This is a genomic window from Phyllobacterium myrsinacearum (assembly GCF_002980555.1).
Classification (GTDB): domain Bacteria; phylum Pseudomonadota; class Alphaproteobacteria; order Rhizobiales; family Rhizobiaceae; genus Phyllobacterium; species Phyllobacterium myrsinacearum.
The window spans coordinates 163,630-187,077 of the sequence record NZ_PVBT01000004.1 but is presented as its reverse complement, the minus strand read 5'-3'; the positions used below and the strand labels follow the sequence as shown (position 1 = coordinate 187,077).

At 59.1% G+C, this 23,448-nt stretch carries 16 protein-coding genes; 11 read left to right on the top strand and 5 right to left on the bottom strand.

Going from position 1 to position 23,448, the window contains the following annotated elements; translation table 11 throughout:
- From C5750_RS15475 to C5750_RS15445, 7 genes are all read left to right on the top strand, one after another.
- A complete protein-coding gene (locus tag C5750_RS15475) occupies positions 1 to 954 on the top strand; it encodes an ABC transporter ATP-binding protein (protein ID WP_105734805.1) in 954 nt (317 codons plus the stop codon).
- Positions 951 to 1,958, top strand: a complete 1,008-nt coding sequence (locus C5750_RS15470) for an ABC transporter ATP-binding protein (protein WP_105734804.1) — start codon at positions 951 to 953, stop codon at positions 1,956 to 1,958. The genes C5750_RS15475 and C5750_RS15470 overlap by 4 nt, the downstream gene beginning before the upstream one ends.
- 58 nt (positions 1,959 to 2,016) lie before the next feature.
- Positions 2,017 to 3,387, top strand: a complete 1,371-nt coding sequence (locus C5750_RS15465; RefSeq protein ID WP_245421127.1) for a serine hydrolase domain-containing protein — start codon at positions 2,017 to 2,019, stop codon at positions 3,385 to 3,387.
- Positions 3,388 to 3,463: 76 nt separating this feature from the next.
- Positions 3,464 to 4,954 (top strand): M81 family metallopeptidase, encoded by a 1,491-nt coding sequence (locus C5750_RS15460; protein ID WP_105734802.1) that lies wholly within the window; start codon positions 3,464 to 3,466, stop codon positions 4,952 to 4,954.
- 13 nt (positions 4,955 to 4,967) lie between these two features.
- The gene (locus C5750_RS15455) at positions 4,968 to 6,230 is read left to right on the top strand and encodes an NAD(P)/FAD-dependent oxidoreductase (protein WP_425350467.1); all 1,263 of its coding nucleotides are present in this window, start codon (positions 4,968 to 4,970) and stop codon (positions 6,228 to 6,230) included.
- Positions 6,231 to 6,388: 158 nt separating this feature from the next.
- Positions 6,389 to 8,263, top strand: a complete 1,875-nt coding sequence (locus tag C5750_RS15450) for an ABC transporter ATP-binding protein (protein WP_199538000.1) — start codon at positions 6,389 to 6,391, stop codon at positions 8,261 to 8,263.
- Positions 8,260 to 10,158, top strand: a complete 1,899-nt coding sequence (locus tag C5750_RS15445) for an ABC transporter ATP-binding protein (protein ID WP_105734800.1) — start codon at positions 8,260 to 8,262, stop codon at positions 10,156 to 10,158. Before C5750_RS15450 ends, C5750_RS15445 begins: the two co-directional genes overlap by 4 nt.
- Before the next feature lie 33 nt (positions 10,159 to 10,191).
- On the opposite strand, the gene C5750_RS15440 is transcribed toward C5750_RS15445, so the two are convergent.
- The 5 genes from C5750_RS15440 to C5750_RS15425 form a co-directional block, all read right to left on the bottom strand.
- Positions 10,192 to 13,053: a S10 family serine carboxypeptidase-like protein gene (locus C5750_RS15440; protein ID WP_105734799.1), complete on the bottom strand. Its 2,862-nt coding sequence runs from the start codon at positions 13,051 to 13,053 to the stop codon at positions 10,192 to 10,194.
- A gap of 147 nt (positions 13,054 to 13,200) precedes the next feature.
- Entirely contained in the window at positions 13,201 to 13,356 is a 156-nt protein-coding gene (locus tag C5750_RS26590) for a hypothetical protein (RefSeq protein ID WP_158531276.1), read from the bottom strand.
- A gap of 337 nt (positions 13,357 to 13,693) precedes the next feature.
- Complete coding sequence (locus tag C5750_RS15435) at positions 13,694 to 14,611, bottom strand: cation diffusion facilitator family transporter (protein ID WP_105734798.1); 918 nt, start codon at positions 14,609 to 14,611, stop codon at positions 13,694 to 13,696.
- A 228-nt stretch (positions 14,612 to 14,839) separates the two neighbouring features.
- Complete coding sequence (locus C5750_RS15430; protein WP_105734797.1) at positions 14,840 to 15,310, bottom strand: SRPBCC domain-containing protein; 471 nt, start codon at positions 15,308 to 15,310, stop codon at positions 14,840 to 14,842.
- A complete protein-coding gene (locus C5750_RS15425; protein ID WP_105735027.1) occupies positions 15,307 to 15,660 on the bottom strand; it encodes an ArsR/SmtB family transcription factor in 354 nt (117 codons plus the stop codon). The genes C5750_RS15430 and C5750_RS15425 overlap by 4 nt, the downstream gene beginning before the upstream one ends.
- Positions 15,661 to 15,867: 207 nt before the next feature.
- On the opposite strand from C5750_RS15425, the gene C5750_RS15420 reads away from it, so the two are divergent.
- The 4 genes from C5750_RS15420 (at position 15,868) to C5750_RS15405 (ending at position 23,440) form a co-directional block, all read left to right on the top strand.
- The gene (locus C5750_RS15420) at positions 15,868 to 20,178 is read left to right on the top strand and encodes a Tc toxin subunit A-related protein (protein ID WP_130502110.1); all 4,311 of its coding nucleotides are present in this window, start codon (positions 15,868 to 15,870) and stop codon (positions 20,176 to 20,178) included.
- Between the two features lie 229 nt (positions 20,179 to 20,407).
- Positions 20,408 to 21,373, top strand: coding sequence for an ABC transporter substrate-binding protein (locus C5750_RS15415; protein WP_105734795.1), 966 nt, complete (start codon positions 20,408 to 20,410; stop codon positions 21,371 to 21,373).
- A gap of 52 nt (positions 21,374 to 21,425) precedes the next feature.
- Positions 21,426 to 22,403 (top strand): FecCD family ABC transporter permease, encoded by a 978-nt coding sequence (locus C5750_RS15410; protein ID WP_105734794.1) that lies wholly within the window; start codon positions 21,426 to 21,428, stop codon positions 22,401 to 22,403.
- 65 nt (positions 22,404 to 22,468) lie between these two features.
- On the top strand, positions 22,469 to 23,440 hold the full coding sequence (locus C5750_RS15405) for a FecCD family ABC transporter permease (RefSeq protein WP_425350470.1): 972 nt from the start codon (positions 22,469 to 22,471) through the stop codon (positions 23,438 to 23,440).
- Positions 23,441 to 23,448: the final 8 nt, after the last annotated feature.

The window sequence follows — 23,448 nt, the reverse complement described above, 5'->3', positions numbered from 1 at the left end:
ATGCTTTTGACTGTAGACGGGCTGCAGATCGGTTTCGGAGCATTCTCTCCGGTCGACGATGTCGCCTTCAGCATCGACCGGGGTGAAATCCTTGGCATTGTCGGGGAATCCGGATCCGGCAAGTCGCTGACCGCGACCGCCATCATGGGGCTTCTGCCGCGCGTCGGCGGCCGGGTCATGGCGGGCCGGATCTGCTTTGACGGCACTGACCTTGTTGGCCTGGCTGAACGGCAGTTGCGCCGCTTGCGCGGCGGGCGCATCGCTCTCATCACACAAAATCCGATGACATCCCTCGATGCAATGATGCCAGTCGGGCCGCAGATCGACCAGGCGGCACGACTGCATCTCGGACTTGATCGCAGCGCTGCCCGTGCGCGCAGCCTGGAGCTGATGGCCGACCTCCGGATTCCGGACCCGGCCAGGGTCTATGCCCTTTACCCGCATCAGCTCTCCGGCGGCATGAAACAGCGCATCGTGATCGCTATGGCCCTGGCAGGAGATCCCGAACTTCTCGTTGCCGATGAGCCGACGACTGCGCTCGATGTCACGGTTCAGGCGCAAATAGTTCAGATTCTCGTCGAGCTGGTCAAACGGCGGGGATTGGCCATGATCCTCATCACGCATGACATGGGTGTCGTTGCCCAGACGTGCGACCGGGTCGCGGTCATGTATTGCGGCCGGGTCGTCGAACGCGCGCAGGTCAATGCAATCTTCGAGGACGCGCGTCATCCCTACACCCAGGCATTGATCCGCTGCATTCCCCGCCGCGATATGCTGCGCGGCAGCATGCAACCTATTCCCGGCATGGTGCCGACGGCGGCCGCCCATCCCGCCGGTTGCCGCTTCCATCCCCGTTGCCCGCGCGTGTCTGATCAATGCCGTGAGGAAACTCCGGTCCTGCGGACCGGTATCAGCGATCACGGCGTCGCCTGTCATAGGGCGGACGCAGCATGAGCGATCTTCTTTCTGTCGACCACCTCAGCCGCCGCTTCACGAATGCGGGCCTGTTTCAAAAACGCCAGGTATTTCATGCCGTCAGCGATGTCTCGTTCACCCTTGCCCGCGGCCAGATCCTTGGCGTTGTCGGTGAATCCGGCTGCGGTAAATCCACATTGGCACGTCTGATCCTGCGGCTGATCCAACCCAGCGAGGGATCGGTCTGGTTCGATGGCATAGACATGGCGTCCCTGTCGCGCGCAGATTTGCGCCGTTTGCGGCAACGCATGCAACTGGTCTTTCAGGACCCCTATTCCGCAATCGATCCCCGATACCGCGTGCGGGATGCACTGCTCGAACCATTCAAGGTTCAGGGCGTAAAACTCAAATCAGCGGACGCAACCGTGGCGTCGCTTCTTGAGATGGTCGGGTTGAACCCGGCGCTGACGCACAGCTATCCGCATCAATTGTCGGGCGGGCAAAAACAGCGCATTGGCATTGCCCGCGCCCTTGCGCTCAACCCGTCACTGGTCGTGCTTGATGAGCCGACCGCGTCTCTGGATGTCTCCGTGCAGGCGCAGATCATCGCACTGCTCAACCGGCTGCGGGAGTCGCTGGGACTGACCTATCTTTTTATCTCGCATGATCTCGGCCTGGTGCGTTACTTCTGCGACAAAATCCTTGTCATGTACCTTGGCCGCATTGTTGAAATCATGCCCAGCGACGCGCTGCCGGCCCATCCCTACACGCGGGCATTGCTTGACAGTACCTTTGAACCCGATCCACGCCAGCGCCGCACGATTGCGCGGCTTTCGGGCGAAATTCCAAGCGGTTACAACCCGCCGCCCGGATGTGCTTTCGCCGCGCGTTGCCCACGGGTATCCGGGCTTTGCCGCACAACGCTGCCACCGCTTCAGCCGCTCACCGATCGTCATCAGGCGGCATGCCACCACCCATTGGCCGGCGAGGCAAGGCCGGAGACCGTGCAGCAGATTGATACACGGTTGAGCGCTGTTCCCTAGGGGCCGGCAGCAACACCAATGAACCCCGCCTACCGCTTATATCATGGAGGAAAGTGCTGTGAGTTTCACCAGTGCCTTGAATGACTATCTTAACTCAGAAATAGAACAACAACAGATTCCGGGTCTTGGGGTCGCCGTTGTCCAGCACGGTCAGATCGTGCATCTTGCAGGCTACGGCCTGGCAAATATCGAACACAAGGTTGCGGTTACGCCGGATACGATTTTCCAGTCGGGATCGACCGCCAAGATGTTTACCGCCACGGCGATTCTGCTTTTGGCGAGAGATGGCCGCATCGATCTCGATCACCCGCTCACCCGCTATATCCCCGAGGGGCCTGCAATCTGGTCCGCCATTACCATTCGACAGATGCTTTCGATGACGAGCGGGCTTGGCAACTTCGCGGAGGTTTTCGCGCCAACGCCTATTCAAGACGGCGTCGTACCGATCAATGTATGGCAGGACTACAGCAGCGATCAGCTGGTCGCACTGGCGGCGCTGTCACCGCTCGTCTTTCAGCCCGGTGAAAGCTACGAATACAGCAATATCGGCTACGTCCTGGCTGGGATTATCATAGAGCGGATCACCGGCGAACCTTATTACACCTTGTTGAAGGATCGCGTGTTCAAGCCAATCGGCATGGCCACAGCCCGCGAGGCAAGCTGGTTCGATATTGTCCCAAACCGCGCGGCCGGACACAGCATTGAAACCGGCGCCTTGACCAGCAGGCATTGGACCGCGCCAACATTGCTACGCACGGCAGATGGCGGGCTCTATTTCTCGCCACGCGACCTTGCCCATTGGCTGATCGAGCTGGAGTCGCCGCGGGTCCTGCCGCCGGAACTCCTCTCGGTCATGTTCGAACCAACCCTATTGAACAATGGTTACCCCGCCTTCAACAATTATGCCCTCGGTTGGGAAAACACTGAAATTCGCGGCCATCACAAGATCAGGCATGGCGGCACATGGGATGGATTCAGGGCTGAAATCGCACGTTTTCCGGCACAGGGTGTTTCCGTCGCGGTGCTGGCGAACATTCAGGAAGCTTGCATCGCTCATGTCGCCCAGACAATCGCTGGCTTTGTCGACCCGGCATTGGCACCCTATGCGCCGATCGAGGACACTGATCCGGCCTCGACGATCAACGACCGCATTCTGCTGCGCTCCATCCTGACCGGCCACCCTGCGGCTGAAGCCTTCACGGCGGAAGCCTGGGAAGCCTGGTCGGGCAATGGATGGTTCCAGCAGCTGATTGCGAGCGGCGGCGTGAATTGCACCAACAGCACGCTGCAACTGTTGGAACACGGCCAAAACCCCGACAGGAACATCCGTCATTACAGCCTGCCAACCGAATATGCCTATCAGATGCATTGGCTTGTTCGCCGCGGTGACGATGGGCGGGTAAGCGAAATGCGGTTCAGCCGAACGTAACCGTATCGCGGCTGCACGCCCCGCCGGTCAACAATTTCCCAGTTTAACGCCAAGCAATGTTTTGGAGGAGATCGCCATGAATTTTCGTGTCCTGACTGCTGAATTTGCACATGAGACCAACACTTTCAACATCCGGAAGACCGATTACGACGCCTTTGAGGTCGAAGGTGTTCTTTACGGCGATGCGGCTATCCGCGCCCGGGGCCAAGCCAATACGGAGATCGCAGGTTTTCTGGATATCGCCCGCAAGTTCGACTGGAAGATCGAACATGTCGTCAGTGCATCGGCCGAACCTGCAGGTCCGGTGACACGTGACGCGTTCGACCGGATCGGCGGCGCCATCGTGCGGGCCGCCATGGCCGGAAAGGACAATCTCGACGGTATCCTGCTTGGCCTGCACGGCGCCATGGTGACCGACTTCACCCCCGACGGCGAAGGCGAACTTCTGGCCCGACTGCGCGCCGTGGTGGGGCCAGATGTGCCGATCGCCGTTACGCTCGATCCGCATGCCAACGTCACGGCGAAAATGTGCGAGTATGCCGATATCCTGATCTCGTTCAAAACGTATCCGCACATTGATATGCGCGATATTGCCCGGCACGCAGGCGAACTGCTTCAACGGACAATGGCGGGTGAGATCCGGCCAAAAACGCTGCTTGTCCGCCGGCCGATGCTTGAGGAAGCCAATGCCGGACGGACCGATGTCGGCCCCATGATCGGCTGGATCAGCAAGGCACGGGACCATGAAAGAACACCTGGCGCCTTGGCGGTCAGTATCAACGGCGCCTTCCCCAATGCCGACATCCCGGAAGTCGGCCCGACGGTGCTTGTCACCTATGACGGAAATCCCACTCCGCACGAACTGTTTGCCGAAGGCATTGCCGACCAGATCTGGGAATCGCGGTTTGACGTGCTGAATACGTTCCACAGCGTGGAAGAGGCAGCTGACATTGCCCTGAACTACCGGGGGGACCGGCCGCTGATCATTGCCGATTACGCCGATAATCCCGGCGCAGGCGGCTATGGCGATGCGACCTCATTGCTTGGCGGCCTGCTCCGGGCGGGGATCGGCGACGCCTGCTTTGGCCCGATTGTTGATCCCGAAACAGCCCTTCTGCTCCACCGTGCAACCGTTGGCAATGTCGTTCAACTATCACTGGGCGGCAAGACAGACTCGCGCTTTGGTGGCGACCCGTTGCAGGTTCATGCGAAGCTGCTGCACCTCAGCGACGGGAAGCTGATCGGTGACGGACCGCAGCTGGGCGGGCTCGCGTTCACTTTCGGCCTGACGGCGGTCGTCCAGATCGACGGCATCAGCGTCCTCGTCGTCAGCGAACCGTCGCAGATGCGCGACCTGCAGCAGTTCCGTGCCTTCGGCATCGACCCGAGCGCACACCGTGTCGTGGGACTGAAATCGATGCAGCATTTCCGGGCCGCATTCGAACCCATTGCAGGCAAGATTATTGTCTGCGACAGCGGCGCGCTGTGCACAATGGACTACGGCAAGATGCCCTATCGCAATGTACCGCGTCCGATCTTTCCACTCGACCGCGACATGGCGATTTGAACAGCCAGGATACATGATGTCTCAGACAGGCAATAAAAGTGAAGTCATCGTTCTGGGCGCCGGCATTGTCGGCGTCTCCATCGCGCTGCACTTGCAGCAGCGCGGCAGGACGGTGACGCTGGTCGACCGGCGGGGGGCCGGCGAGGAAACAAGCTATGGCAATGCCGGCTTGATCGAGCGATCGAGCGTCATACCCTACGGTGTCCCCCGCGATCTTTCAGTCATGCTGCGCTATGGTTTGAATCGCTCCGCGGACGTGCATTTCGACTGGCGTTATCTGCCCCGTATCGCACCCTGGCTGTGGCGCTTCTGGCGTGAATCCGCGCCAAAGCCGCTGGCACGGGCGGCAAACGACATGTGGCCGCTGATCGAACGCTCGGTGATCGAACACGAGACGCTGATGTCCCAGGCCGGCGTCTTGCCGCTGTTGCGCAAGACCGGCTGGATTGAGGCTTACCGGAGTGAACGGACATTCGAACAGGCGTGCCGCACCGCTGCAACCCTCCATCGGTTTGGTCTGAACTATGATGTGCTGGATGCGAAGGCGCTGCAGCAGCGAGAACCTCATCTCAGCAACGTGCTGACCGGCGCCATCCATTGGCTCGATGCGGCGACAGTGCCCGATCCGGGCGGCATTGTGAAAGCTTACGCCAAGCTCTTTACGGAGCGCGGAGGCCTGTTTCTTTGCGGTGACGCGCACAACCTCAAGCAGGAACAAACCCGGTGGAGCATCGCCACCGCCAGCGGGACCGTTGAGGCACCCGAAGTCGTGGTGGCGCTGGGACCATGGTCTGACACCGTGTTCCGGCCGCTCGGCTACAGGATACCGCTCCTGATGAAGCGCGGCTACCACGTGCATTTCGGTACCCAGGCCAACGCTATTCTCAACCACCCGGTGATCGACGCCGAGAATGGCTTTCTGATTGCACCGATGAACCAGGGTATTCGTCTGACGACGGGTATTGAATTTTCCCGGCGTGACAGCCGGCCGACACCCGTTCAGCTTGACCGCACGGAACCGCTTGCACGGGAAATCCTTCCCCTTGCACACCGCATCGAGGCCGCTCCCTGGATGGGATCACGCCCGTGCCTTCCCGACATGCGTCCGGCTATTGGGCGCGGCTGGCGGCACAAGGGCCTCTGGTTTGCCTTCGGACACAATCATCACGGCTTTACGCTGGGTCCGGTGACGGGCCGTTTGCTGGCGGAGATGATGACCGGCGATACCCCGTTCACGGACCCCGCCCCTTACGCCCTGCAGCGTTTCGCCCCTTGAGGTTTTGCGATACCGGCTAAATGCCGATTCATTGCCTGTACAAACAACATGGCCCTTGAACCATGTCTGGGAATCAGCAAAGAATCATGTTCGTACAGTATCGGACGGCCCCGTTTCAGCGGCCTGTAATCATACAATCAAATGGTTTGGAAAACACTGTGAGCAGCAACGCGTTCAAGCGGACGGCGAGTCATTCGGATTCGTTGGCGCACGCAAATGCAGCAGGGTGGGGTCAAGGCTTCTCCACCCTTGTCCGAATTACGCATATGACGCTTCGCCATCCCTGGCAGACGACATTTGCGATCGGAGCCACCGTGATTGCGGCAAGCCTCCAGCTAATGATCCCCAAACTTCTGGGCCGGGCCATCGACGAGACCCAGACGGCCATGGCCGGAGGAACCGCGGGCACGATTGCGCAGAATGCGCTGCTGGTGACCGCTTTCGTTCTTCTGGCGGTCAGCATTCTGCGCGGCGTCTTCACCATGATTCAGAACTATTATGGAGAGGCCGTGGGTCACCATATGGGTTATGAGTTGCGCCTGGCCTGCTATGAGAAAATTCAGCGGCTCAGTTTCAGTTTCCATGACAGCGTTCATTCAGGCGATCTCATCACGGTCGGCATGCTCGATCTTGAGGGGGTGCGCATGTATTTTTCGACGGCGCTGATACGCACCGTCCTCCTTTTTATTCTGATCGGCATCGGCGCTTATATGCTCTTGTCGACGGATTTCGTTTTAGGGCTTGTTGCGCTCAGCTTTGTGCCCTTCGTCGCATGGCGCTCGTCAGTCACGCAGCTGCGCTTGCGTGCGACATGGCTCGATCTGCAAGAGCGTCTGTCGGTGCTCACCAGGGTCATGGAGGAAAATCTCGGCGGCATTCGCGTGGTACGCGCGTTTGCAGCAAAGGACCATGAGCTGGCAAAGTTTGACAAGGCTTCGCAAACCGCACTCGATCTTGCGCATGATCGCGTCGGTATCCGCGTCAGAAACACCAGCGCGATGACGCTTTCCTTTTTTGCGGCCATGGGGCTCGTGCTGTGGGTTGGCGGCAACAAGGTCGTTGCAGGCGAAATCACAGTGGGAACCCTGACATCGTTCCTAACATTCATGACCATCCTGCAAATGCCCGTGCGGCAGCTCGGCCTGATGGTCAACTCCTATGCCCGTGCCTCCACATGTGGAACACGTATCTTTGCGCTGCTTGACCTCGACGTCGCGATCAAGGACCCCGCAAATGCCAGGGAACTTACCATATCGGATGGCCTGTTGCGCTTTGAGGATGTTGGCTTCTCCTATCCGCAACTCGGCAACCGGCCGGTCTTGCAGCATCTGAGTTTCGAAGCCCGGCGCGGTGAAACCATTGGCATTGTCGGCAAGCCAGGCAGCGGAAAAAGTACGCTGGCACACCTCATTCCACGATTTTACGATGCGACCAGCGGCAGGATCACCATCGACGGACAGGATATTCGCAGCGTGACGCTGGAATCGTTGCGCCAAGCCGTCGCTGTCATTCAGCAGGATGCATTCCTGTTCACAACGACAATCGAAAACAACATCGCCTATGGTGATCCATGGGCGGAAGAGCCTCGAATCGAGCGGGCAAGCGAGTCCGCGCAGCTGCACAATTACGTTCTTGGCCTGCCCATGGGCTATGGCACAATCGTTGGTGAACGCGGTGTTTCATTGTCAGGTGGACAACGGCAGCGCCTTTCGATCGCGCGCACCCTCATGCTCAAGCCGGCGGTCATGGTGTTTGACGATTCAACGGCTGCAATCGACGCCGGCACCGAGCAGCGCATCCGCATTGCCATGCGCCGCTACGCCAAGGACCGGGTAACAATCGTTGTCGCGCATCGCCTGAGTTCATTGATGCACGCCGATCAGATTCTGTTCATTGAGGATGGCCAGATCGTCGAACGCGGTACCCATGACAGCCTGCTTGCAGCGGGCGGCCGCTACAAGGCTCTTTATGATCTGCAGGTTCGCCCGGACGACGGCCTCGCCGCGACGGAGAAAACGGAGATGGGATCGTGAGCGACGAGAATGAGACAGAGCGGAATGACGTTCGCGACGATGGACGGCGTCCGCCGCGCGCCGTCGTCGGTTCGCACCGGATCGAAGAAGAAATGTTCGGCAAGGTTTTTGATGGCAACATCGTCAAACGGATCTGGGCGTTCGTGGCACCCTACAAGACACAGATGCTCGTTGCCGTTGGCGCCGTACTGACATTCACAGCCACCCAATTGATCATCCCGCTCATCATCCGCTACGCGATCGACCATGGCATTGCGCCGGGCCGCAATCACGCCGCGCTTGCCTATGCGATCGTTGCATTCGCTCTGGCGATACTTGTCAATTTCATGGCCAGCTATATCCAGGAAACTGTGGTCGGACGTGTTGCGGAAGACGTTCTGTTCGACATTCGCCGGGCGATGTTCTCGCATCTCCAGCGTGTTTCGCTTTCCTTCATGGACAAGACGGAGGTTGGACGACTGATGTCGCGGCTGCAGGGCGATGTGAACTCGATGCAGGAGTTCCTGGAAACCTCCGTGCTGTCGGTTGGCGATATCACCCTGCTTTTCGGCATTGTCTTCGTCATGCTGTATCTGGATTTTCGTCTCGGTCTTTTGACCCTTGCCGTACTTCCCATTTTGTTCGTCGTGCGCATTTTCTGGCTGCCCCGGGCCCGGATCGCCTTCATGGCCGCACACGAAACCAATTCCGTCACCAACGGTGCGCTGGCTGAAACCATCCATGGCGTGCGTGCCGTTCAAAGCATGGGACGTCAGAGGGTGAATTTCATGCTCTATAATGACAAGGCTCACGCCAACCTGATGGCACATCTCCGAGCAGCGAAATATGCCCAGGTCATGGTGCCGATCGTGGATTCGCTCACCGGCGTTGCCATGGCACTCGTCATTGTCGTCGGCGGCGCGCGCGTGCTCAATCAGGCGCTTGACGTCGGCATCATGGTCGCATTCCTGTTTTACATCCAGCGCTTCTTTGACCCAATCCGCTCCCTGACCCTGCAATATTCGGTGATGCAGCGGGCCATGGCGTCGGGACAGCGGCTGACTGAAGTGCTGGATGTGCCGATCAGCATTACCGATGCGCCGGATGCGCGCGTTCTCACGCCGGACACGGATGGATCGGTCGAGTTCCGCAACGTCGTTTTCGGTTATAATCCCAAGCATCCGGTTCTGAAAAATGTCAGCTTCAAGGTCAACCCGGGCGAGACGGTGGCGCTTGTTGGCCCCACCGGTTCCGGCAAGTCGAGCGCGATGGCGCTCATTCACCGCTTCTACGATGTCCAGCAGGGGCAGGTCCTCGTCGGCGGCCACGACGTAAGGAATCTGACCCAGGATTCCCTCGGTCAGCAGATCGCAATGGTCCTGCAGGAGCCATTTCTGTTCACCGGAACGGTTTTCGAAAATATCCGCTACCACAAAGACAGCGCATCACTCGACGACGTCATCGATGCCGCCAAAGCTGTCGGCGCGCACGAGTTCATCATGAATCTCGCCGAAGGATATCAGACGGAGCTTGGCGAGCGCGGCGGAAATCTTTCGCTTGGCCAGCGCCAGCTGATCAGCTTTGCCCGCGCACTGGTGGCCGATGCCAAAATCCTCGTTCTTGACGAAGCCACGGCAAATATCGACAGCTACACCGAGATGCTCATCCAGAAGGCCCTCGTCAAATTGCTGGAAAACCGCACCGGGCTTGTGATCGCCCACCGCCTCGCCACCATTCGAGAAGCCGATCGCATCATCGTTCTGCAAAACGGGCAGATGATCGAGATGGGAGACCATGACGCCCTTATGGAGAACGGCAAACTCTATGCGCAACTCTACAATCTCAACTATTCATCCTTCGATGATATTCCGGCCGTCGAGCCCGAATGGGGCCAGACCAAGGATTCCGGCACATAGCGAATTCACCGCAGATGGCAGTGCCGGGAACACCTATTTCGCCGGCGCGCGTTTGCCGGCAATTCGGGCCCGCGGACCGCGTTTGTCCGGTGCCGGTTCCATGCGCGGCTTGCCGGTAAGTTTCCCCTCGGCAAAGGTGAGATAGACTGAACCGCTCCAACCGTCAGGAACGATCCTCGGCAGTGCCGCCAGTTCCAGATGGAGCATCCCCGCAGCGGGGGCGGCAAACAAGGCGGCGAGTTTCGAACCGATGGGCGAGCCGATGCCTGTGCAGGGATCAGGACCGATGCGTGCCCGGTAATAGCCATTGTCGCCCGCAGTGATGTCATTGAAACACATGTGGTTCAGCCAGAGTTTGGGCGTGACAAAACCGAGTTTGCGGCCAAAGGCGGCAAACAGGCCCGCATAGAGCGGCGCCACCGCGCTGGTGCCGCCGACGACCATCGTCTGCCCGTGCACATAAACTTCATAGCCGTTGCGCGGATCGGCATGCGCCGCAACATCAGGCACGATCCGGCCCGGCCCGTGCGGCGCTCCCGCTTCCCATGGTTGCGGCGCAAACAATGTCGAGAAGCCGCCACCCGTTCCATTGCCGTCCGGATTGCCGGGATCTTCATTCCAGACCACTTCACCTCCGGCTGATTTGGAGGTTCCACCGCAACCAATCACATTCGGGCAGGATGCAGGCATGTCGACATTGGCAGGAGTACTGCCGCCATCACTTGAATTATTATCGCCAGCCGCAGCGAAAACCACCATACCCGCTGTTGTGGCCGCCTCAGCTGCGCTTTGCATCTGGGAAACCAAATCCTGGCCGGTGCCCTGTCCGGCCTTGACCCAAAGTGCCTCATCGGCACCCCACGAAAGCGAGCAGGCATCACAGCCATCCGCTGCCGCCGCCCGCACCGCCGCTGCGATTCCACTGGGCTGAGGCGACGCCCAGTAGACCCGGATCGAAGCGGGCCGGCCGGTTGCTGCATAGTAGGATGCGGCGGCGATTTGAATGTCGAGTGCAACCTCCACGTCGGCATCACCAGACCGGCCAGTGTTCCTATTGGGATTGTTCCCGGCACCGGCAACCGGCACATCAACGATCTGAGGCACAGGCTGTCCCAACGCTGCAAAATACGCGTCCATATCGCTCGCAACCCAGCCGCCGCCAAGCTCGACAATGGCAATCACACCGCCGCCGAGAAGGTTTTGCGGCCAGTCATAGGCCTTGCAAAGATCAGGAACACCCCAGCTTGGCGGTACCGCCTGGCCTCGGCCGGCCTTCTGCGCCGCGCCGGGCTTTCGAAGTTTGAAATAAGGCCTGCAAATGGCAGACTGTTCGCTGCGCAGCGCCTGGGCAATGAAACGGGCCCTTGTGCTGTCGTAGAAAACACTGAGATCGGCTTTCAAAGCAGTCCGGGACTCGCCATCAAGATAAATCATGTGCCCCGACGGATAGTTGCGAATAGTCAGATTGGCGCGCGCCGACGGATTGGTGAGCGGCATATCCGCCAATGTCAGCGCCGTCTGGAAGAATGGCGTAACGGAATCATAATAGCCGTTGGCTGAAAACACCTTGAGGCTGGGATTGAGCGCCATCACCGCGGCCAGATCACCGGCCGTATAGAGAACCGGGTTGCCATTGGCGTCCTTGCCGCCTTTCTGCGCGCCCGTTGGATCGATGTGGCCGAAATCCCAATTTTGAAATGCCTGGTCATTGAGATCAGAAAAGGGCGACAACGCAGTGAACTTCAACTCATCGTTCAGATAGGTATTCCACATGGCGGTATAAACGCCGCTCACGGCGGTCATCGTCGGGTCATTGCCGCCGGAATTCGGGTCGATCTGACCGGCAATTCCCGTATCGATGGCCGTCACCCTTCCGTCATAGGCCCCAAGCGCCAGCCCCTGATCCTGCAGGAGGGTTGTCAGGAAGAGGAGATTGGCGCCATTGTTCGCCTCCACGTTGAGGCTCCACGACGTCAGGACGATGGGCGAAATGCCGAGATAATCACTCAATGTCTGCAGCGTTGCCGCGTCAAACTTGGGAAAATCCGTCAAAGCCTTTGCATAGGGGCCTTGCGCGAAAGCCTTCACCGTATCCATGAAGGCGGGCAGCGGTGGCCGCACGCCTGCATTGACCTTATTATGATACCAGGCGTCGGCAGCCAATGTCGGCAACAGTCCAACCGGATTGCCGGTTTGTGTATAATCGAGGATTGACGACTGCAGCGTCAGGCCATTGATATCGACACCGTCTTCATGCAGCATCCATGCCAATACACAGGTGCGAGGCGTGCCATAGGATTCACCAAAGAGGAATTTTGGCGAATTCCATCGATCAAAGGCAGTCAAATAACGCTTGATGAATTGGGCGATCGAGCGCGCATCCTGATCCACGCCCCAGAAATCACGATTCCGGTTTGGCGCGATTGCGCTTGAGTAACCAGTGCCCACCGGATTGATGAACACCAGATCGCTGCGATCCAGCAGGCTGTCCGGATTGTCTTCGATGGTATAGGGAGCGGGCGGCGTAAAATCGGGCATATTGGTCTTGATGCGCCGTGGCGCAAACGACCCAAGCAGCAAAAACACCGACGAGGACCCCGGTCCGCCATTGTAGAAAAACGTCACGGGGCGCGTTGACGGATCAGCACCGTCAGCCGTGAAACTGACGTAGAAGAACGCCGCCGCCGGCTGCGCACTGGATGGATTGACTGTAACCAGATGGCCGGCGCGCGCCATGTAGGCAATCGGCTTGCCGCCAATCGTTATCACATGGCGGGTAATGGCCGCATTCTCCGCCGCACTTGCAATGGAATCGTCAGGCCCTGCGCCATAAGGCGTGGTGTCGAGACAGGGCTGGTCTGAGGAAGATTCTTTAACAGATGAAACCTCGGTCATGGATTGCACTCCGCTACTCGGTCACATTTTCTCTGCTGCTTTGATCCTAGACCCCAAGCTTTGCCCTGTAAATCAGATAGGCGACGCCATCCCGATCCGACGCCAAACACAGATGCGCGGCTAAAGCCAGCCCAGAGTGTTTATGCTTCAGTGCCGTGCAATGGAGAATGCGTTGTCCAGCTGTTTGAATATCAGCATCACCAGAACATTGAGGGCGAGGTAGATCGCTTCAACCATGCAGAACACCTCGATGACGGCGTAGGTCTCGCTCATCAGATCCTTGGCAACACCCGTAAGCTCCATCACCGTCACCGTTGACGCCAGAGAGGTCGACTTGATCGTTATGATGATTTCATTGCCATAGGCCGGAAGGGCTTTGCGCTGATCCCCAATTTTCTCATCGAACGAGAGCTTTTAAACGGAACACTTGTGGATCCGTTTGGAATTCAACTCCCAGTTCGCCAGCCCTATGTGCTGATGACGCCGGAGCCCAGCCTTCGCAAACCGGAAGTCGCAATCGTCCGAAGCTGGCTTCTGGCCCAGTAATGTAACGGGCAATGCAAGAGAGCTTTTGAGCGTACATAACCCCGCGATGGAAGACTGGAACCGATGCCGGACCGGCCGTATGCCCAACCTCCTGTCAAACAGCCCATTCAAGGTCCGTGGTGAAGGCAATGGTCAGCCAGCGGTCTGTGCTTTCATCGCCAATGGCATCACCGATTTCATCCCGGATTGCGTCCCATTCCTCAAGGCGTCTTGGCGGCCAGCCCATGGGAACGATGAAGTACAACTCGATCTGCTTGCCGCGTCCGACCTTGGCCACATAAGCCCGGTAGGAAACGAAACCATAGTGTTCGACGAAACGCTGCGCGACCATATCGACATGCGACTTCAGCGCCGGGGGCGTTACCAGGAAGATATCAGCCAGGGCCTGCCTGATCGTGCCGATGGGAAGTGGAATGATGATAACGCAGACGAGGGCAAGCACGGCTGGGTCGATATAGGGCGTGATCCAGTTGAATTGCGTTCCTTCGATTGCATATCCAACGGAAAACGCCACCAGCAATGCAGCGGTAATGCCCCCGGACATGATCCAGGCCTTGGCATCCAAGGCCACGAAATCGGACTGTAAATGCCTGTTCATTTTCGTTTCAACGACTGCCATGACCGTACAGGCAAGCAAGGCAACCGCAGCATAGAAAATAGCGAAGCTGAATTCGAGATCGCGACCGCCGCTCATCAGGCTGCCGATCGCATTGATCAATGCGTAAATGGCAACTCCCGACAGCATGATGCCGTTGAGGCCAAGAACCATGGGCTCAAGATGCCAAAAGCCCATCGTGAACCGCTCCCGGAGCTTTCCGGTGGGAACGGCGGATAAGGCGATGAGCTTCGCAACACCGAGCGCCAGCCCGCTCATGGCGGCATCGGCCAGCATGTAAACGCCGTCGAATACGATGGAAAAGGATCCTGCGAGCAAGCCGAATATCACGCCAAAGCCCGCGACAAAAATTGTGACGGCTATGGATATGCGAAGAATGCCCTGTTCGCTGTTCAACGGTGATCTCCGGTAACGAGAGTCGGCGCCATGGTCGGGTGAACCTATCACCATCGCGGAATAGCCGATAGAGTTCCAGAGCAGGCAGCGCGGCGACCTGAGCCGCGCCCGCCACCCTTTGCCCCCGGCCATTCAATCAACAGATAGACGGCACACGGACGATGCGTGTTGAGACCGTTTTTTCGAAGAATACATCCGGCTGTTGATGAGCACTTGTATCGATAACGCCTATTCAATCGCCAATGCGTCCAGCCTGACATAGCTTGCTTCCATGCCGTGTTCCATGCCGCTTGCCAGCATCATTGACCGCGTTTCAGCGTCAGGCAACGTCATACGCATGATCATCAGCGTACCGGATCCATCCGGATCGAACCGGGTTTCCACATGGTTGTCTGGCGTCGTATCCGGAAGATGCATCCGTTCCACATGAACAATGCGGCTGTAGGGCTGCAACTCCAGATATTCGCCGGTCAGATGAAACCCGCTACCGTCGGGCCCCTTCCATTCAAACCGGATTTTTCCACCGGGCCGCAGTTCGTTGATGCAGACAGGCATGGTCCATCCATCCGGTCCAAGCATCCATTTCTGGATCAGCGCTGATTCCGTGTGCGCACGATAAACGGCTTGAGGCGGTGCATTGAACTGCCTCGTCACAACAACATACAGGTCACCTTCGGTCTTGATCGTTAGCTTGCTCATTTCAAGTCCTCTCCATTTTCAACCATGTCCGCCAGGACGCTGTCGAGTCTGTCGTAGTTCTGAACCAGCGCTTCCCTCAGCATCGCAAGCCATCGGTCGACGGCTTCGATCCCGGCATTCGATAACCGGCAGGGCCGCTTGGTACCCTCGATCCGCCGGACAATCAGCCCGGCGTTTTCGAGCACCTTCAAGTGCCGCGAAATTGCCGGCTGCGTCATCGCAAAAGGCTCTGCCAGTTGCATCACTGTTTCCTCGCCGTGCGCCAGGCGCGCGAGGATTGCCCGGCGGGTCGGGTCGGCGAGCGCTAAAAACGCCGCATCCAGTCTTGTGGCTTCAATCGAACTATTCATAACAATATTGTTATATAACATATCAGTTATAGTCAACAGGAAGTATTGCGACTGTCTCCTCCAAACGGAGGATGCGCTATGATTTGCATTATGGGAACGTAACGCCGGCTCGCGGATCGGGGGCGTGCATCTTTCAACAGCGGTATGACGCTGTCTTGAAAATCGGGATATCCGGTCTGCCCCTCAATGTTCCCAGTGGAGGCTCCCATGAAAACAGAAGCTGACCCGTTGCACATCCGAGTACACGCTCATGACGCTGCCGGAGGCGTGCCGCTCGGAGAGGTGCTCATCCAACTGCAAAACACCGGCCGCGATGATCTCAAGGTGGTCGCAGAGGCCCGAACCGGCTCGGACGGCATCGCGGTGCTCACGCTGGACCCCGCCTTGTGGCGCAACGAGCTTACCCTTGCCGCAGTCGGGCACCTAACGCCAGGCATTGCAGTGACGCTCGGCATGCTGAACGGCACCGAAGACGGGATAATCAATGTTGTCGCTGCGGACCATGTCGATAACGGCCAGCTTGAGATGTTGGCCGAGCAATTGGTCGCTACACGAAGAGTGCGTGCCGACGACGTGGCCAGTGACCTCGCCAGTCCGGGACAAGACAGCATCGCGCGCCTTTTACCTGCTGGTACCCGAGCCAGACTGCTCGCGGACATCGACCGGGCGGTCGCCAACAACGGTGATGCCTTTATCCTTGACCCCCAGGCGCTTCGCAACGGCCATGTTCAGGTGCAGCCGGTGCGCGATCTGAAAAATCGGTTCGATATGACGGACCGGCCCTACTTCGATCCGAACCTGTTCATCAAGCCCGGGTTCGATTGGCAGATACTCCCTTGGGCACTGCCCGATGACCAGTCCTATCGCGACTATCTGCGCGGCGTGTTCGTGCTCTTTGCGCATCAGCAAAAGTTGGGAGTCGGTGCCGATCCTGCAACCTTCCCGGCGATCGTCGAGCGTCAGCTGCAACAACGGTTCTTCCAGGACTTCCGTACCACGGATCGCACGGAAGTTTCCCTCAACAAACTTCTCATACCGATCGTGACAAAGATTCTGGCTGCGCCGACTGGATCCGGTTTCGGCTTCGCCGTGGCAGCGGCTGCATTGCCGGTGCAGGGCACGCACACCGACAGGGAACACCTCGACGCGCTATTGGCAGCAGCCCCTGTCACTACCCTGGAGTTTGCCAACAGGTATCGCCTGCCGCTGACCGAGCCCGATAGCACCATGTATTCGCCGGTAACGCTCAACATCCACACGCTGTCGCGCGCGCTGAGCGATACGGCACAGGGCCCAGTCGAGCCGCAAGAGAACGTAATCCAGCCGCAGTTACCGGGAGAGGAAGGCAAACCCATCCTCTGGAAGGACGTGGTCGGTGCCGCACCGTTCTTCCTGCGTTTCGATGAATGGCTCGCGCGTCAGCAACCGTTCTTCGGCGAGAATCTGTTTGCGTTGCGCACCCAGGTCGAAAGCGTGGCCCACGGCCTTTGGCTGGATGATGCTCGCAAGCGGTTTCTCGAATATCATAGAGATCTGCCCCTGACTTCAAGCATGACGCCGTACAACGGCTACTTTGATTCAATGGGTGAGGTCCGTCGATCGGCAGTGTTCCTGCTCAACTACGGCGTCGCCGACGCCAAGCTGCTGAATCTCGTTCAAGCGATCGACAAGAGCGACTTCGGCGCCGCGGTCAGACTTGCAGACGAGGCCGAGCTCCTGCTCCGGGCCGCAGCACCGATGCCGGCGAGCGGCGAGAATTGGGAACCGTCGATGAGTGCCGGCAATTTTCCGCGACCGCTCAGCTTCACCCGGCGGCGCCGGGTGAAAGTCAGCAACATCACGGAGCTTACCGGCACGCAGGCGAATTACCTGCCGGACGGTCTCGAACGCTTCTGGCAGCTCGCCCGCCCCATTGACCTGTGGCTTGACGTCGTCCACTTCCGCATTGCGCGCGATCAGGCAACACGACTGCTGAAATATCAGCAGCTCTTTGTCATGCCAATGCTGCGAGCGATGATCCGTGCCGGCCTCGGCGATCTCGCCGGTACCGTGGATGTGCTTGCAGGGGTAACCGGCTTCTACGTGGGCACCGCCATGCTGGGAACACCAGCGGGAATGGTGAAGCACCCCGACGCCATCGTCGCTGTGAAGCGCGTCGTGGCCGGCCGATTGCGCTGGAACGACGAGTTGGGGGATCGTCCGTACACGGCGCGGTTGCAGTACGACGATGATCGCAATCTCGATGGTCCCTATTCACTCACACCTCAGTTCCGCGGCGGCTATGACGTGTTAAAGCCGGATGCTCCGATCCTGCATGCGATCGACGAGCGCTACGCTCGTATCGTTCAGGCCGATGCAATCCTTGCATGGGCCGAAGCGCTCTACCGCACTGACGATGCATCAATGCTCGAGCGTGCGCGCGAACTCTACAAGGCCGTGCTGTTCCTGCATGGGGAGGATCCCGGCACGAGCGCCTATCTGCCGTTCAATTTCCTACCCGGCCCGTGGTTCGGGCTGGTCGAGAATCCGCGTGTGCGCAACCAGAAGGATCGGGCACGCCTCGCGCTCCAGCAGCTCGCCGCCGGGCTGAACTTCTATGGCTACAACGACTCCGCCGTCCCGACCCTCAGGTATGAAACGTTGATTTCCGCTGCAGGACGGTGGGCGACCGCTGCGAAATCTGCGCAGAACGACTATCTGCAATATCTCTCGCGCGTTGAGCAACTCGATCTGGATCTCCTGGCCGCCAAGGCACAAGAGCGTAAGGCGCGCGCCACGGTCGGCATCGCGGCCGAGCAAATTGAGATCGCCAAAGCGGGCGTCGTCGTCGCAAAGAAGCTTGCCGCCGATGTGGAGAAACTGATTACCGCAAAGCAGGCGGAAATCGCCGATGCGAACTCGATCTTCAGCCAGTTCAAGGATTATTTCAAAGGCATGAAGGACAGCGTCACATCGATGGTCGATGTCGGCAAATCCGCCTCGGAAGGATGGACGTCGCTGAGCACGAGCGGCGTTGGCGACGCGTTAGGGCTCGGATCAGGTTCAGGCGCGGGGACGGGGGCCGCGGCTTCGGAGTCCGTGGGTCTCGGCAGTGCAATGGGCGGGCTTGGCGTGGTTGGCGGATTTGCGGTCTTTGCAGTCCTTAGCACCACGACGTTGCAAGGCATGGCCGACGCGGCCACCAAGCGTGATGGCGAACTCAAGACCCTTATGAATGAAGCGCGGCCCGCAGCCGCGGCGGCGGTGCGGGTTCAGGAACGCAATGTGACGATCGCCAACCTTCAGGCCCTGATTGCCGCGACCGATCTGGCATACGCGGTCGATCTGATCAACTACCAAAACGAGCGCTTCCTCAATCGCGACTTCTGGGATGCGCTCGCCGGTGTGGCACGTCGCTCGTTGCATCGGCATCTTGACCTGGCCGCACAAGCCGCATGGTTTGCCGAACGGGCGCTTGCCTACATGCTCGGAACGGCGCTGCGAATTATCAGGCTCGGATACTTCGACGCGAAGATGCGCGATGTCGGCGGCGTCGATCGATTGTCACTGGATCTCGCCGAGCTCGAAGCTGTCCGTCTCGCGGCGGCACGGGTTACCGTACCACTCACTCGCACCTACTCTCTTGCGCAGGATCTGCCATTGGCCTTCGGCCAGCTCAAGGCTACCGGACGCTGTACTTTCACGTTGAATGATGACGATCTGGCGGCTGCGCATCCGGGTACTTTCTCCCATCGCATCCGGGCGGTCGACGTGTTCGTTGACGCGCCGGGCACGACGGTGCAACTGCGCGGCATACTCACCAACGGCGGCTTCTCCCGCTTCCGTCGCGAGCCGGGCGGCACTCCGGTGCCGCTCGTTCGCTTCGCCGACGCATACCCGGTGAGCGAGTTCCGTGTTCGCAGGGACCTGGAATTGCATGGGCTGCCGGGCGACCGGCTGTTGCCGTTCGAGGGCTCGGGATTTGCGACGAGCTGGACGCTCGAACTGCCAAAGTCCGCCAATGCGACCGGGCTGAACCGCGTCACTGATGTTCGTGTCACATTCGATGTACAGGCGGGGTATGCCGCAAACACCGCCGTTCCCGCTGCCCCGCCCGCAGCTGCCAGCCGTGCGGTGTTCGTTTCGGCGCTCGCCGTCGACGCGACGGGACTGGCAACGCTGCGCAAGAGCGGCGCTGCCGCCAAAATCATGCTTTCCCTCGATAGGCTCGCTTTGCCGGCGGGCGCTATGATCACGAACCTTGCTGTCCTGCTCCCCGGCGTCCAAGGAGGAAACTTCAGTGCCAAGCTCAAATTCGGAAGTGTAGCGCAAACGCCGTTCACGATTGACGATGGTTTGGCAATGTCAAACAAGGGACCGCTTGACGATGGCAATCCCGCGAATGTCCAGCCACTCAATCAAGCGATTGGCGGGTCGGCGGCCCGTGCCGCAGTGCTCACCATCGACAAGGGCGTGGATGGCGCGCGGCTCGCTCAAGCGCGCGACGTTTTGCTGTGGCTCGAATACGAGGCGCCATAGCAATAAGCGGCCAGCACATGCTTTGCCGCGATGCAGCGGTTCCGGGAGGCGCTCAACTCTTGACTTCGAGGAAGAGTTGACCCTTTTCGCCACTATAAGAAAACGCCCTGAGGCAGATCGACGACGATGTCGAGCGCTGCTGAGCAGGCAGCAAGATAATATGATTGAGTTCATCATGTTTTTTGGCTAAAGCGATGTGCAGTCACACGCAGTCAGGAAAGATGCCGTCATGTTTGGTAAGGGCCTCAAGTCTCTTTGTGCAATCGGCTTGTTCAGCCTTCTAACCGCGGCATCGGCATCAGCCAACAATGCAAAAACATTGTCAATTGTCGATGATCGTGGAGCCACCATCGATGTTCCTGCCAATCCCAAGCGTATCGCCTCCATTTCCTACTTTGCTACCGACGTAGCGTTTGCGCTTGGTATCAAACCGGTCGCAACGACCTATATGGCAGCTGGCCGCGAGCCCGATTTTCTTCTGGGTCTGACAAAGCAGATCAAACAGATCGGCCAGCGCGCCAAACCCAATCTGGAACTGCTGTCGGAAGCAAAACCTGACATCATCATTGCCATGCGCCGCTACACGATTGGCAATGCCGAGCAATTGCAGAAGATCGCACCCTATGTGGCCTATAATATGGAGCTTCTGAGCGAAAGCGATCGTGAGATTTCCCAGCTTGCACAGGTGCTGGGCAAGCCGGAACGTGGCACGGAGCTCAATGCTGCTTTCCGGCAGCACCTCGCCGAATACAGTGCGAAAGCGCCGAAAGACGTACATCCGCGCTTTCAGATCATGTGGGCCGGAGATACGCCATGGTCCTTCCACACGGAGAACACGACGGCCTCAATCGTTGCCGCACTTGGCGGTGACAACATTGCGGGACCGATGCGCCAAGGCGGGCCGTTCGGCGTGGAGCTGAGCCTTGAGACCATGCTTGAAAAAGACCCGGAGGTCATTTTTGTCTACGATTCCGGGCCGGATCGTCCGCACGAGAACAATCCGATCTGGCAGCAGCTCTCGGCGGTCAAGAGTGGCCGCGTTTTCTATGTCGGCGATCATTGGGTTGAAGCCAATGGTCCGATCGCCCGCGAAATCGTTTTGCGCGAAGCAGCACATTATCTGTATCCGGAGACGTTTCCGAAAGTCGACGTCAAAGCCGAGGCGGCAAAATTGATCCCTGCCGATATCCGTTAACGATATCGCCTTGGCACAGCAGCGAACAGCAGGCATGGGACGGTCATTGGCCATGACCTCACTCATGGTGGCGGCAACCCTGCTGGTGATTGTTGCCGGCCTGCTCGTCGGGGCCAAACCGCTTGGACTGTCCAAATTGTGGCCCGTGCTCCTGTCGCCGGATGGCAAGATCGATTCCATTCTTGTCTGGTCGCTGCGCCTGCCCCGCAGCCTTGCTGCCGTGGTCGCCGGTGCCGGTCTCGCTGTCTCGGGATATCTCCTGCAGGCGCTGACCCGCAATCCGCTAGCTGGTCCCGATATTACCGGCGTTGCATCGGGCGCGGTGGCACCCATCGTGTTCTGTTTCGTATTCCTGCCATGGATTTCGTCGGTGTATTATCCCTTTGTCGGGCTGGCCGGCGGCTTGGCCGCCGCTTCCGTCACTCTTTGGGTATCACGCGGCGGCGAGGGACGACCGCTGCATCTTGCGCTCGGCGGGATCAGCATTTCCCTCTTCCTGGGCGCAACAACCACCTATGTGCTGCTCTTGAGCGGACCACAAGCGCCATCCCTGCTCTTCTGGCTATCCGGTGGCTTTCAGGGCCGATCGTGGCCGCACCTTCTATACATGACGCCGTGGGTGCTCGGCGGCCTGGCCGGCGCCTTTGCATGCCAGCGCATCATCGGCATGCTTGCTCTGAGTGAACACGCATCCATTGGCATGGGACTGAACTTGCGTTTCTGGAAACCGGTCCTGCTGCTGTTCGCGGTGCTTCCCGTTGCAGGTGTCGCGCCGGTCGCCGGGCCGGTTGCCTTTGTCGGCCTTGTCTCACCGCACATCGCCCGGCTGCTTAAACCGCATAACGTCGGCTGGTCCATTGCGCTGACCGCGGCCATCGGTGCGTTGATGGTTGTGACTGCAGACGTCGTCGCACGCAGCATCGCCTTACCACGCGAATTGCCGGTGGGTATTATCACAGCGCTGCTCGGTGGCCCGCTCTTTATCTATCTCGTCCAGACACGACGCTTTTCGCTGAATGGCGGGCAGTGACGATGACCGCCTCCGCACCCATTCACCGCTCGTTCCTGTTTGGACCAGTATTGGCTCTCCTGGCCATGATGGTGCTCGTTCTTGTCGCCGCAGTGTTTCTGGGCGTTGCCGACATTCCGCCTGGAGATGTTGCAGCTGTCCTGACCGGACATGGCTCCGATCAAGCCAGATCGATCATCCTGGATATCCGGCTGCCGCGCATTGTCACCGGCATCCTGGCCGGGATCCATTTTGCAGTGGCTGGCCTCCTGCTGCAGACCATCACCCGCAATCCGCTTGCCGATCCGTCCATCATGGGGATTTCACAGGGCGCAACCTTGACCGTCACCGTTTTCCTTGTCTTCGCCGTTTACATCCATGACCCGGGTTCCAACACGCTCGCCGAGCTGCCCCTTGCATGGCTTCCCGCAATCGGCACACTGGGCGGCATGGCAGCGGGCGGCCTTATCTATGCCCTCGCCTTCCGGCTTGACCTGGGGCCGCTCCGGATTACCCTTTGCGGTATTGCAATCGGTGCCGTGCTGCATGCCGGGGCGATTGGACTGATTGCAGGCTGGGGCTCTGCGCGCATTGAGATCCTGCTGGAATGGTTGTCCGGCAGCCTTTACGCACGCAGCTGGACCCACGCCCTGTTCCTTGTGCCTTTCACAATCGCCGGGCTCGCAGCGCTCCCGGTTCTGCGGCGGTCCATAGATCTGCTGCGGTTCGACTCCACGGCCGCACGCTCCTTCGGCCTCTCCTATCGCACACAGTTCTCAATCGTCCTGCTGTTGTCGTGCGGACTTGCGGCAAGCGCGGTCGGTGCCGTTGGCCCCATCATTTTTGTCGGTCTTGTTGTTCCCCATCTCGCCCGTTTTCTGGCGGGCCGTCATTTTGCCCTCGTGCTGCCGCTGACCATTGCCCTTGGCGCATTCATCGTCACGCTGGGTGATCTTCTCGGCCGGCTGCTCGGGCAGGCCGAGGAGATTCCAATCGGGGTGATCACCGCCCTGTTCGGAGTGCCTGTATTGATCGCACTCCTGCGCAAAATACCTTGAGGACCATA

What these genes read in the sequence shown, in the direction of transcription:
- C5750_RS15475 (WP_105734805.1), top strand. Translation starts at nt 1, where the DNA reads ATGCTTTTGACTGTAGACGGGCTGCAGATCGGTTTCGGAGCATTCTCT.
- C5750_RS15470 (WP_105734804.1), top strand. Translation starts at nt 951, where the DNA reads ATGAGCGATCTTCTTTCTGTCGACCACCTCAGCCGCCGCTTCACGAAT.
- C5750_RS15460 (WP_105734802.1), top strand. Translation starts at nt 3,464, where the DNA reads ATGAATTTTCGTGTCCTGACTGCTGAATTTGCACATGAGACCAACACT.
- C5750_RS15455 (WP_425350467.1), top strand. Translation starts at nt 4,968, where the DNA reads ATGATGTCTCAGACAGGCAATAAAAGTGAAGTCATCGTTCTGGGCGCC.
- C5750_RS15440 (WP_105734799.1), bottom strand. Translation starts at nt 13,053, where the DNA reads ATGACCGAGGTTTCATCTGTTAAAGAATCTTCCTCAGACCAGCCCTGT.
- C5750_RS26590 (WP_158531276.1), bottom strand. Translation starts at nt 13,356, where the DNA reads ATGGAGCTTACGGGTGTTGCCAAGGATCTGATGAGCGAGACCTACGCC.
- C5750_RS15430 (WP_105734797.1), bottom strand. Translation starts at nt 15,310, where the DNA reads ATGAGCAAGCTAACGATCAAGACCGAAGGTGACCTGTATGTTGTTGTG.
- C5750_RS15425 (WP_105735027.1), bottom strand. Translation starts at nt 15,660, where the DNA reads ATGAATAGTTCGATTGAAGCCACAAGACTGGATGCGGCGTTTTTAGCG.
- C5750_RS15420 (WP_130502110.1), top strand. Translation starts at nt 15,868, where the DNA reads ATGAAAACAGAAGCTGACCCGTTGCACATCCGAGTACACGCTCATGAC.
- C5750_RS15415 (WP_105734795.1), top strand. Translation starts at nt 20,408, where the DNA reads ATGTTTGGTAAGGGCCTCAAGTCTCTTTGTGCAATCGGCTTGTTCAGC.
- C5750_RS15410 (WP_105734794.1), top strand. Translation starts at nt 21,426, where the DNA reads ATGACCTCACTCATGGTGGCGGCAACCCTGCTGGTGATTGTTGCCGGC.
- C5750_RS15405 (WP_425350470.1), top strand. Translation starts at nt 22,469, where the DNA reads ATGATGGTGCTCGTTCTTGTCGCCGCAGTGTTTCTGGGCGTTGCCGAC.